11 protein-coding genes are annotated in these 11675 nt (G+C 47.5%); all 11 read right to left on the bottom strand.

All coding sequences use genetic code 11. The annotated features are described in order from the left end of the window. Positions 1 to 416, bottom strand: a 416-nt coding sequence (locus RIV14_RS11195) for a 3-deoxy-7-phosphoheptulonate synthase (RefSeq protein ID WP_428978880.1), incomplete at its 3' end; no start/stop codon positions are given. Positions 417 to 522: 106 nt separating this feature from the next. Beyond that, on the bottom strand, positions 523 to 1179 hold the full coding sequence (locus tag RIV14_RS13810; RefSeq protein WP_143224177.1) for a 4'-phosphopantetheinyl transferase family protein: 657 nt from the start codon (positions 1177 to 1179) through the stop codon (positions 523 to 525). Positions 1180 to 1221: 42 nt separating this feature from the next. Continuing rightward, positions 1222 to 2544: a protoporphyrinogen/coproporphyrinogen oxidase gene (locus tag RIV14_RS11190; protein ID WP_075371933.1), complete on the bottom strand. Its 1323-nt coding sequence runs from the start codon at positions 2542 to 2544 to the stop codon at positions 1222 to 1224. 4 nt (positions 2545 to 2548) lie between these two features. Then, positions 2549 to 4246, bottom strand: coding sequence for a non-ribosomal peptide synthetase (locus RIV14_RS11185; RefSeq protein ID WP_178387837.1), 1698 nt, complete (start codon positions 4244 to 4246; stop codon positions 2549 to 2551). 20 nt (positions 4247 to 4266) lie between these two features. Next, on the bottom strand, positions 4267 to 5178 hold the full coding sequence (locus tag RIV14_RS11180; RefSeq protein WP_143224179.1) for a hypothetical protein: 912 nt from the start codon (positions 5176 to 5178) through the stop codon (positions 4267 to 4269). Between the two features lie 2 nt (positions 5179 to 5180). After that, positions 5181 to 6377, bottom strand: coding sequence for an aldehyde dehydrogenase family protein (locus tag RIV14_RS11175; RefSeq protein ID WP_178387838.1), 1197 nt, complete (start codon positions 6375 to 6377; stop codon positions 5181 to 5183). Further along, the gene (locus tag RIV14_RS11170) at positions 6377 to 7396 is read right to left on the bottom strand and encodes a hypothetical protein (protein WP_075371935.1); all 1020 of its coding nucleotides are present in this window, start codon (positions 7394 to 7396) and stop codon (positions 6377 to 6379) included. Before RIV14_RS11170 ends, RIV14_RS11175 begins: the two co-directional genes overlap by 1 nt. 28 nt (positions 7397 to 7424) lie before the next feature. Beyond that, positions 7425 to 8066, bottom strand: coding sequence for a pyridoxine 5'-phosphate oxidase C-terminal domain-containing protein (locus tag RIV14_RS13805; protein WP_075371936.1), 642 nt, complete (start codon positions 8064 to 8066; stop codon positions 7425 to 7427). Between the two features lie 8 nt (positions 8067 to 8074). Further along, positions 8075 to 8890: an SDR family NAD(P)-dependent oxidoreductase gene (locus RIV14_RS11165; protein ID WP_075371937.1), complete on the bottom strand. Its 816-nt coding sequence runs from the start codon at positions 8888 to 8890 to the stop codon at positions 8075 to 8077. A 29-nt stretch (positions 8891 to 8919) separates the two neighbouring features. Next, entirely contained in the window at positions 8920 to 9765 is an 846-nt protein-coding gene (locus tag RIV14_RS11160; protein WP_075371938.1) for a PhzF family phenazine biosynthesis protein, read from the bottom strand. 6 nt (positions 9766 to 9771) lie between these two features. Further along, the gene (locus RIV14_RS11155) at positions 9772 to 11652 is read right to left on the bottom strand and encodes an anthranilate synthase family protein (RefSeq protein ID WP_075371989.1); all 1881 of its coding nucleotides are present in this window, start codon (positions 11650 to 11652) and stop codon (positions 9772 to 9774) included. Positions 11653 to 11675: the final 23 nt, after the last annotated feature.

The following is an 11675-nucleotide window of genomic DNA, read 5'->3' as shown; positions in this document are numbered from 1 at the left end:
CGGAAGGCGGGCAGGGTGACCTCGCCGCGGGTCTCGGTGTCCGAGCTGCGGGGCTTGGCGTACTGGCCGGCCATGCGGCCGATCTTGACCACGGGCGTGGAGGCGCCGTAGGTGAGGACCGCGGCCATCTGGAGGATGGTCTGGACCTTGAGGCGGATGTTGTCGGCCGTGTTGTGGGTGAAGGACTCCGCGCAGTCCCCACCCATGAGGACGAAGGCCTCCCCGGCACTGGCCTGGGCGATGAGGTCACGCAAGGAGTCGACCTCTCTGGCGAAGACGAGCGGGGGCCGGCGACGCAGGTCCGCCACCACGTCGGCCAGCGCCGCCTCATCGGGGTAGGCGGGCTGCTGGAGGGCGGGCAGGTGACGCCATGCAGGGACCTGGACGCCCAACAAGACATCATCCACCAAAACCATAGACCTCATCAACATTCCTTAAATTAATCATCTGATGTAATGTTAACACAAATAGGTGTCTTACATAGAGATAAAAATACTATCGAAAAACTTAATGGCATTGCTTTCAAAAATCTGACAAATAGTGCCAGTGCATAACTACCTCGTTTTTGGTTTCGATGGCAACCGACAATGTCGCCGAAGAAAATAATCGAAAACACAGTATCGTCCCTCTGATAGCGACCCCCTTAACCGAAATATGAGGTTCACTTCCACGCACCCAATCAATCACGACGTCAGAAGGTGAAATATCAAGACCAACCCCTAGCATTTTAAGAACGGACTCTTTACAACTCCACAATAGTGGAGCGTCAGTGCTACGCCGAAGCCGCTCCGAAGAGCCAAGCCAGTATGGCTGAATCGAATTCAACATATCAGCAGATGTAGCCTTTTCGGCGTCAATGCCGACCGACGTACCGCAAAGAGCGACCGCAACAAAACCACTGGAACGAGTTGTCGATACATAGACACCGGTATCTGGCAGAACTGGCGCACCATGTGGTTCACCACATGAAACACACGTGCGATCAATCAAAAGTGAATCGGGAGCGACTTGAAGGTAGTACCCAGCGGCGGTTCGTAGTAACGCCGCAGAGGTAAGAAAACCGATCCGTGCGATACCATCCGTGAATGTTTCGCTACGTCGTAGCTCAATACTATTTAGCGACGACAGTTCCTCTATCGATGCCGGACGATCCGCGATCCATACATGACAATCAACCACAGAATCAGTGCCTTTCCCTCACCCAGACTGTGTTAAGCAAAATTAGATTGCAGAATAAAGCTGAGCCGCAGCTTTCCAAGCAGACGCGACAGAAGAATTAAGACCGCCGCCATCAAAATAACTTCCTGCGACAACAACATTCGCTGGCAAGATCGAACGAAGTTGCTGAACTTTGTTACGGTGTCCAACATTCTCGTTCACAACAGACATGGACAGGTGAGTAAAATCAACAAGACGTGCGAATTTTCCAGTAAGTCGCTCCGCATACTTTTCCATACACTCAATTACTTCATCAACCGATGAAGGAGTTGAGTTCGATTCGCAGATACCGACGACACGAAGTAAAGAGTATCGTCGGTCACGAGTAAGTCCAAGCACGTTGGCTAAACGAATGACGTTGTTATGAATATGGTCCTGAAGTATATAATCAATCCCAAACCGATCCACAAGATCACCTTCAATTTCAAAAATACTTAAAACGGTATCATGATTACGACCCAACGAACTCTCCAAGACATCGTTGTTTCGAACAATATCTGCAAATAATTGTACCGCTTCACTATCGGGAGCCGCAAATACAATCCCGTCAACAGTCACTTCTTCTTCAGCTTCGCGCACGACTATCTGGTTATCCGAAGTGAGTGTAAGTCTATCGACACGTTTGCACACTTCTACCTCAACGTCGACAAGCAAACGATCGATGAGACGGCTCCATCCGCCGTTCATTTTCACCATTGAAACCGTTCTGCTTTTTCGATTAACCAAACTATCCAATAGAATCGACTTATTCTCTCTCCGCAACCTCGCCATACTTGCTGAAAAACATTCGAGACTCTGTTCGGAAGGATCAGACCCCAAAATTCCCCAAGTAACCGGGGCAATGAGCTGATCACACAGTCTAAAACCAAAACGCTGTGAAATAAAGTCCGCAACAGAAATGTCGTAGCCTGCTGGCCGTCTTACATGCAAAGGCTCTTGGGCCGCTCTCAGTTTGAGGGGCCAACTCAACACAGGGGAAAACAGAGCAGAAGAGAACGAAGTCAATCCTTGAGGTGTGAGACCCTTCGGTAGCTGACGAACTCTTTCATCCCTGTGAATTTTCAACTCGTCAGGTTTCACCTCCGAAAGCTCATGCGTTAAACCAAGCTCTTCAATTAAATCAAACAGTGGTCCCGGAATAACAGGCACCTTTGAAGCGCCAGTATCAAACTTCTGACCATCGACGTCAGCAGTGACAACTTGTCCGCCGACTCTGCTAGAAGCCTCCCAAACTTTCACATCACAACCCAGACTGTTAAGCTTCCAGGCGGCAGCCAGACCTGTGATTCCTCCACCTATAACCAGCATCGAGGGACGAACGTACATCGTTTTAATCCTCTTCTTTCTTGATAGAATTCAGATTCTCGACATATTCCACAGAGGCAGCGATGCTGCCTGCAGAAAGTAAAGCGCCAACGGGGATGCTTAGAGCTAGATCTTGACTAATAAGAGCACTGACGATCATTAACTGCGACGAGGTTACGCCGAGAGAGCGAAAGTCACGACTCACATTGCCTGCCGTTACCGGCAAGACGTGTGCAAAACCGTCAAGCACTACATTCCTAATGGATCGATTTTCTGCTTCAAGAGAATCGATACGATTAAACAATCCTGTTGTACAATCAAAATGCTCTTGACGCAAACGGCGTAGATCACACTTGCCGTTGCGATTTAGTGGAAAGTACTCAACCTCAATCCATCTATCAGGGATCATGTACGGAGGAATGCTATTTTTAATTTCATTCTCAAGAAACTTGATATTCTCGAATCTCGAATTAGTGGTAATATACGCAATCAACTGACTCGCTGAACCTGCCGATCCAACGACATCCACGGCACATCCTGTAATTCCGGTTGATCCTTCGACAGCATTCTTTACTTCGAGCGTCGAAATTCGATGTCCCCGGACTTTTACAAGACTGTCACGACGACGAAGCCATTCAAGAGACCCATCTTTGTGGCGACCAACAATATCACCAGTTCGATAAATTCGTCGACCTTCCAAGTTAACGAAACTTGCATCGGTCGCTGCCGTGTCTGCTACGTATCCATCTGCGAGACAGGCACCCGAAATTCCGAGCTCAAATTCATCGTTATCAAGCGGCAGCAAATGAAATTCAGAGTTGTTTAAAGGCGATCCTAATAGAACACGAGGAGACGAGTTCTTAATCTTCCAAGAACTAGCCCATACAGTAGCCTCAGTTGGACCATAAAAGTTCCACGCTGATCGAGCCTGGCAAAGCTGCCTTGCGAGCGAAATACTCAACGCTTCACCGCCAGCCACGAGCACTTGGTTATTATTAGGAGTCCAGCCGCTTTCAATCAACAGACTCCACAAACTTGGCGTGGCTTGAGCAAGATTACATTTGGTTAGCAATACTGGTAACATGTTAAGATTATTTTGTGTCACCTCATCGGCAAACACTACTGAACCACCAACAATGAATGGAAGATATATCTCAGGAACTGATACATCGAAACTAAGTTCCGTATTAGCAAGCATTCGAATTTTTGCATCGATGTTGAGTCTTTCGATCATCGCGTAAAGAAATGATTCCATAGCGGAACGACTGATCATCACCCCCTTAGGGTCACCAGTAGACCCACTAGTAAACATGATGTATGCCAATTGATCCGGCAAAGACGTAGGCCTGATATTCCTTCTTTCAACAACTTCTAGACTGGTTGGAGTCCCAGCATCAATCTTCCAACTCCAGTCATTGCCTACCATCCAGCGAGCGGCAACTTTATTTCCAATATTCTCAATACGGCTCTTCGAACTACCTTTCGCGATTGGAATATAAGTGACACCCATTGAAAAAAGAGCAATGGCAACAGCGTGCATCTCTAGGTCTCTTTTAAGAGAAAGTAAAACCCGATCACCGGCCACTAGTCCCTCTTTAGTAAAATAGTTGCGGTAGAATTCAATTCTACTAAGAAGCTCGGAATAAGTAACGACACGTTCTGCAGTTTCAATAGCAATCGCGTCGGGACTTTTTGCAAAGTTATTCCAGATCTCATCTAACATACGCATAATGTTGCTCCGTTCTAATATTGTGTCAGGTTGTAATTATTTAGTTCGTCGTGATAGCAGGTTCGGCTCCCGAAAGGGAGTTGCATGCTTCGCAGGTACGGGCCAACGCAATGGATCTCATCCGCCGGTACATGCGACGAAGTTTCTACCAATAAAGGGACTTTTAAGGGCGTAACTTCAGACGCACATAATGCTCGCGATACATCTAACGCACTAGAACATACCTGTATTTCCTCAAGACAAGTCAGTACTGAAAAACGAGGGTCTGACACAGAATGCGCCGATAAAAATGCTTTAGTAAAATGAAGAACATTCCTCCTTAGAGGTGTATGATATGCCGATGAGCACATTTCCGGTGGTAGGATCTCTGTCTCCCAGGGGCATTCCTCAGCAAAGAGTGAGAGACCGTCTCGAGTGCCGGACAGCATTATCATCCTGCCTGCACCTCCAGCAATTTGCCCATAATCAACCGAAAGCCATACGTTTGGAATTTGCGGCAGCATGTCATCGCTATGAGGGTTCGGAATAAAAACGAATGCAACTCCTTCAGGGTTAGCCAGGTTCACATCGGGTTGCTCGGCAACTAACTGCGCAGCCTGTCCGAGACTCAGCGCACCAGAATAAGTTGCTGCAGCCAACTCACCTATACTAACGCCACCTACCCAGACTGGAGTATCTTCCCGGAGAGACTCGAGACGTTTAGCTGTGCCAACCATAACCGCCAACAGAGAAACCGAGACTAGCTTCACTCGGGTCATCGCATAGTGATCAATATTCCTACCAAACAAAACGCCGATCGGAAGGTCAATAGACTCACTAACCTCCGTATAAGTTTGAGAAATGAACTCATCATGATTAGCAATTTTTTCAAAGGTAGCAAGATCAACAGAAACGTCCGCTGGACCAAATACTATTCCAAACGACATAATCAGGATCCGTTCTCTATCATGACACCTCGACAAAACATTAGCGATTCACCGAGATATCCGTCGTGTGGTACTGTCGGGTTCATTCTCGTAGTTGGGATAGCGCCGACATATAGATTTCGTATCGTTCCGTCCTGGGCTAGGGAATCGATCAGCCTATTCGAACCACCCAAAACCGTTAATACCAAACTATTACTAACCTGCGGTAGATCCTTCTCAGGGTCAAACGGTGCAACAACACACCGAGCATACGGTCGCTCTTGCTGCACCCTGGGATCGGATGCGTAATCGACGGTTTCTACAACCGCGTCAGATTCACCAAAGCGCTCAAGAAGAAGATCCGCGAAACCCTTATGATCACCTTCGACAAGTATAGCGCTGGCGCATACACAGGCTTTACCTTTATAATCGGTGACCGATTTGCAGACGACGTCGACCGCCTCACTCCAGTCTGCGTCACGACCCACCAAAATTTTTGTACGACCAGGCCCCTGAGTCAATACTTGTTTATTGTGCCGGTAAGAGCCGATCAGATCGTCACCACCATACATCAGCGTGTAGTCTGCCTCAGAGATAAGATCTGGCACTATGTCTCGAGAGCAAGGAAACAATGAGACAAACTGCTCCAAACCGGCCGCACAGAACGCTTGAACTAATCTACTTGGCGTAAACGGTTCTCTCGAAGACGGCCGAATGATCACCTTATATCCTAGTCCAAGCGCCTGCGGCCACAGAGCATGTGGCCCTGGCCCGTTACCAGGAGCTATCACCGCCAAAAGGCTACCAGCGGGCGTATACATTGCACCTTCGTGCTTAACGTCAGTCCATTCCCATGAGGCGCCACGAGGTTTGGTGACATCAAGAATACTCGACATATCCCTAAGTGAATTGGCAATTAAATCTCGAGTTTCGGCGACACTTTCTGAATTCAGGCCCGTTGCCAACGACACGGCCGAAACATATTCGGCGGGACTCTGGTCGCCAAGTGATTCATTCTGAAAGAAATCGGCCGCCTGGCGGAGTGCCATAATTCGTTCGGGTCGTGGCAAGCTCAGTTCAGATCGAAGACGGACAGTTTCTGTCAAAAGACGAACGCGTGGTAGCTGGCAGAGTGAATCGTCTAATCCGGCAATCTTGACAACTCGCTTCGAGGTGGTACGACGCCCGTTAAGCAACCCGCATAGGAGTTTCTCGGCCATCAGTATACCCCCTCGACAATCTGAGTATTTCCGACGGTAGGAATTGGGTGAACCGACATCACGCATACTGTCCCACTCGAGGGGTGGATTACTTTCGTAGCAAAGTCACGTTCCTTGATATTTGGAATCAATGCGTATCGCGAAATATGACTCGCCAAAACCCGACCTTGCTCACGATTCTGCACTGACTCACCTTCTTCGTCGACAATATCGAACGCTATAAACGGATCAAATGGTGAGAACAACGGGGCATCGTCAATACTATCGATCTGTTTAGCCTCTCCAAGCATCATAGTATTTCCGTAACTACCTTCTAAACGCACGTCAGGAAACACTTCGTCACGTAGGTATATCAATGTATCCAGATCCATTTCAGTACCGCCCCAGGTTATGGAGACAAGTTTATCGTTAAGCATTTCTTGGTGGTCTCGATTTTGAGCTAGATATTCCAAGAACGGAGGCGTTGCCACCAAGTGCCGTATCGCCTGCGTTTCAACAATATCCAACGATTGGTCGAGAAGATGTCGAATGTAATCGGTTAAAGACTGTCGCTCATTCTGAGCGGCTAAACGTTTGGCCCATCGAGGATCTAGATCAACAGAAAACATTGCTCCGTGTCGACGAGATGCTCGACGTCGATTAATTTCACCAACTACATGTGGCCCTGTAGGGATTACTGCAAGCGTATTCCCAAACTCACATTCTGGAACCTCCATCCCCATTCTCCAATCGATGAGTTCCTCAAGCCATTTGTCATATACAGCAACCCTTTTCGGGCGCCCCGAAGTACCGCCGCTCTCATATACCCCAGCTAGTCGCTCCCCAACTAGCCCGCGAGGAAGAAAGTCTTCATATGGACGCATACTCATATCTTTTGAAGGATCTGGTAAAAGTCGCAAACCAGCTACGTCATGAATTTCCTTAATCGGATCAAAGTCCAGTCGAGACCGAAGATCATTCCAGTATGGGCTTCCCGTCTCTTCTGAAAAGTGCCATTCTAACAGTTCTTTGATATTCATTATCGACTCCTTATGTGACTTCGAATGGTTAAGGTTGCAGCCGCAATGATATCCATTCGCCTTGCTTTTTCCGAGAAACAATGCGCTTGTGAAGCCTATCCGATGCTGCAGCCCAAAATTCAATACGGTTGGGCACTAAGGCGTAGACCCGAAATCGATTAGGGCGTTCAAGTCGTCCGTCAGAGCGCAAACTTCGTTCTTTCTCTCGAAGAACCTCCGGGTTAACTAGTGGTTTGCTTTGAATCGAAGCGGCTGACATCGAGTCCAGGACAGGGGGTCTTGACATCCAGACTTTATCGGCAACTGACTCAGCACATTCGATTACCTCGCCACTAAGCGAAAGTTGCCGTCCAAGCTCCCGCCAATAGAAGAGTGCATTTGCGGAACTCCCAGATGCGATGTCGGTAATCTTGTTACTACTAGAATGTGTTGCAAACTTTAGCCCTATATCGTCCAACTCCAGTATGGCAACGATTCGCGCAGTAATCGTCCCATCAGTTGACACCGTTGACAAGGAAGCGCTGCGTGGCTCGCGCGTGTTGTATTTATGGGCCGTTGTTAGCCATTTTTTTGCGACAACTACTGGTGCGAATTGATTACTGCAATACTCCGCAAAGTCCGGGGCAACGTCTGCAGAAACCGACTCAGCTCTAAGCGATCTATCCGTCATGTCAAACTCTATTCGAATTTATCGTATGAATGGGCACACACAACACCGGGAAACGCTCGTTCAGATTCTGATTCCTTCAAGCAAGTTAATGCGCTCATACCTACAACCACACGAAATGGTGGACTCTCCTGCTTCATGACGTCACTCAGCGCTGAAGCTGCAGCTTCAGGACGTTCAGGTTCTAACTTCGGCCAATAGAGCTTACGAGTCTGTTCCTCTCCTGGATAGCGATGAGAGCGGTTGGGGCGAATGGCCGATTTGCCAACCCAGTCAGTAAGATATGGTCCAGGTTGCACGATACAAACATCGATGGGTCTTCCAGCCAATTCATCACGAAGAGATTCGATCATACCTTCGACCGCCCATTTGCTTGCGGTGTACGCTGCCATATCTGCAAAGCCGCGTATACCAGCAATACTGGAAATCTGAAATAGCTTCCAAGGTGTTGAAACTTCAGTAAGTTTCAACATGGATTGAATGACATTCCATGAACCAAAGAAGTTTACTTCGAAAACACGATGTACATCGTCTATTGGAGAATCTTCAAGGGGAGCAAACATACCAATGCCAGCGGCATTAACGACGACGTCGATGTGGCCATAGTACGCCATTCCAGCTTGAATAGAGTTCGAGACCAATTCAGGTTGGGTAACGTCACAACGAACCGGAAGCGCTACACCTTTTTTTACCGCAGAACTCATGTATTCCAAGTCATCCAAATTCCGGGATGCTGCCACGACACAGTCACCTTGTGATAGGGCATGAAGAGCCCATTGCTTGCCTAACCCCCGTGAAGTGCCAGTGATATACCAAACCTTGCTCATAACTACTCCTGACATGCCGTTGCAGCGATTTATAGCGAGAGGATTCCTTGAATCGTTTGTATCGCATTTCCAGATACACTTACGTCTATTGGAACATTTTTGCGCCAAGCGACTTTCGAGCGTATTCTCGCTCTATTTTGCATCCTAGCCCCCTGGTATATTTCTATAGTTTCTTGCTTATCTATCATGCCGTATCGTGCCAGATGGATACATATTGGTCCCGCCGCAGAACCAGTTGCGGCGTCCTCGATAACTCCATAGGCTGGCGAAAACATTCGACTATGCCAAATGCCCCCCGACCCGGCTACGCAGTTGATCGCAACGTTCTGCAGTGTGGCCAGTTTATGATAGTCGGGTTGGATCTCCATGAGCGTTTTAACAGATGGGAGTGTAAAAATCACGTGCCTCGGCCCATTATTGTAAACATCGACCGGGAGTTCAGACCGCTCAACGCCGAGTATACTCGCAAGTTCATAATCAAAGGACTGCCAGGTCGGTACTGGTTGCGTCATACTAACTTCAACACATCTGTTGTTATCCGCCTTACTGTCGATCTCGCAATTAATTACGCACTGTTTAGTCTGGAGTGTTAGGTTTCTTTTCCCAGTCGCGTAGTACAAAGCTGCTGCGGTTCCAAGAATAGGATGTCCGGCATAGGGCAACTCGTTTACCGGCGTGAAGATACGAGTAGTCGCGTCCACTATGTTATTTCCGGACAAAACGAACACTGTTTCGGAAAGACGCATTTCAGCCGCAATCATCTGCATAAGTTCACATGATAGATTGACCGGATCTAGAAACACTGCTACCGGGTTGCCACGAAGTGGTTCTGACGTAAAAGCGTCAACAACAGCGTAGTTTAGTAACTGCAACATTTTTCGTTACAACTCCCTCTGTATTTTGATGACCCGCCGTACTTCCGAAGCTAGAAGGTCTACGCCGTGTATTGTAAGAAATGATTCCGGGTGAAACTGCATCGATGAGAACTGTGGTCCACGCAAAGCATGAAGTTCTCGAGTATCTGCGTCGAATGTGGCCGAAACTCCTTGTTGCCTAAGTTCAGCTACGAGTTGACTGGAGCAAATTCCTGTAAACGTATTATAGAAACCTACCCGTTGTCGTTTGCCGAAATAGTTGATCTCTTTCTGTGTTCCTTGATTGGGGTTTTTCAAACGCACTAGCGGAATTTTCAGTTGTTTTGCAAGCACCTGGTGACTTAAGCAAATAGCGAGGAATGGTTGCTTAAGTATTACCAATTCAGCGACAATCTCATGTAACCTGCCTATTCTAGGATCGGATAAATTACAAGGATCGCCAGGCCCTGGACCTAATATTACCAAGTCGTAATTTTCGAAGTTAACTCGAGTATCGACACCGACAACTTCCGTTTGTAGTCCGATGCCGCGCATTTGTGCCGCAATCATGTAGGAAAATGAGTCTTCCGCGTCAAGTACAATTGATTTACTCATGGCCTGGCGTAAATACTGTTGTTGACGTTGCCGATGTTCGTCAGATGTCCAGTATAGTGCGGTATTTTGCTTCCTGGTTTGCAAGGTGTTCGCAATGTCGGAACGTGGCGTAATAATTGATCCTCTAGGTTTATTGAACGCGCGGAGGATAGCAGATACTTTCGATCGAGTTTCTTCGCATTCGCCTGCTGGATTTGAATCTCGTACAATCGTAGCTCCCGCACCAATACGTACATCTCCATTGGACGAAATTTCGGCTGAGCGTATCAGTATAGCCGAGTCGAGTTCGAACTGATTTTGTTGATCACCTTCTATGATCGCAACTACACCGCTATAGTATCCTCGTCCTGTTGTTTCGATAGACGAAATCATACGGCAGGCGTTTTTGACTGGCGCACCTGTGACTGTTGGAGCAAATAGAGTGTCGTGCAATAGTTTTCTCGGATCATCTCTGTACTCCCCGATAATCCGGTACCCGGTGTGTACGACATTCGAAAGTTGATGAAGATGGGGGCCTTCTACTCGAAGATTCGAGCAGGAATGCGCCATCATTTTCAGCTCTTCATCAACCACCATATTGAGTTCGTCTATTTCTTTTTGATCATTCAGAAAGTCGAGGATCTCTCGGGTCTGGAAGGCTTTATCTTTCAAAGGGTAGGTGCCGCTTAAAGGTGTCATAGATGCCTGAGCATTTTTGATTGCTACGTGTTGCTCAGGTGTGGCGCCAACAATCCATTTGTCTTCTAAACGAACTAGGAAAGTCCAGTATGCGTCAGGATCTTGCAGTAGAAGTCGGATGAATACCTCAATTGGAACTAACGGTGAAAAGTTGTCGATTCCGAACTCGTAATTACGATACATGACGACATTTGATCCCTCGCCTCGCCCGATGTATTCGTTCACCACTTCCTGGACTATTCTTGAGTATTGTTTGTCTTCTAGATCAAATCGTTCATTACTGACTTCGAAGGACTCTGGCGGTACATTGTCTACAAATGAAGTCATTTCCATCTCAGACTGTTCTAAAACTGACATCGCCAACAGGGGTACGTTGTCATTTTGAACATTAAATTTTTTTTCACGCAGTTGGCAAAACGGAATGACGGTTAGTATTGCATTCGGTTTATTTTCAGGATGAAGAGAGGGGAGGGGGATGTCGGATAGGCTATCGTATGAACTTACTGGTCCGGCTAGAAGTTCGATTGTTTTATTGCGACCTCGCCCCCTGTTTCGCGAGATTAGCGCATAATTGGTGTGCTCACCAACGATAATTTGTTCCAATAGATTGCTCATTCTTCTTCTCTGCTTTGATCGTC

Origin of the sequence: Actinomyces acetigenes, from assembly GCF_031296635.1 — a bacterium.
Classification (GTDB): domain Bacteria; phylum Actinomycetota; class Actinomycetes; order Actinomycetales; family Actinomycetaceae; genus Actinomyces; species Actinomyces acetigenes.
Note: the sequence above shows the minus strand (reverse complement) of the source record. Positions and strands in the feature narration are given on the sequence as shown.

Bases quoted from the DNA above. Each gene is read 5' to 3' on its own strand.
- RIV14_RS11190 (WP_075371933.1), bottom strand. From the start codon at position 2,544: ATGTACGTTCGTCCCTCGATGCTGGTTATAGGTGGAGGAATCACAGGT.
- RIV14_RS11185 (WP_178387837.1), bottom strand. From the start codon at position 4,246: ATGTTAGATGAGATCTGGAATAACTTTGCAAAAAGTCCCGACGCGATT.
- RIV14_RS11180 (WP_143224179.1), bottom strand. From the start codon at position 5,178: ATGTCGTTTGGAATAGTATTTGGTCCAGCGGACGTTTCTGTTGATCTT.
- RIV14_RS11175 (WP_178387838.1), bottom strand. From the start codon at position 6,377: ATGGCCGAGAAACTCCTATGCGGGTTGCTTAACGGGCGTCGTACCACC.
- RIV14_RS11170 (WP_075371935.1), bottom strand. From the start codon at position 7,396: ATGAATATCAAAGAACTGTTAGAATGGCACTTTTCAGAAGAGACGGGA.
- RIV14_RS13805 (WP_075371936.1), bottom strand. From the start codon at position 8,066: ATGACGGATAGATCGCTTAGAGCTGAGTCGGTTTCTGCAGACGTTGCC.
- RIV14_RS11165 (WP_075371937.1), bottom strand. From the start codon at position 8,890: ATGAGCAAGGTTTGGTATATCACTGGCACTTCACGGGGGTTAGGCAAG.
- RIV14_RS11160 (WP_075371938.1), bottom strand. From the start codon at position 9,765: ATGTTGCAGTTACTAAACTACGCTGTTGTTGACGCTTTTACGTCAGAA.
- RIV14_RS11155 (WP_075371989.1), bottom strand. From the start codon at position 11,652: ATGAGCAATCTATTGGAACAAATTATCGTTGGTGAGCACACCAATTAT.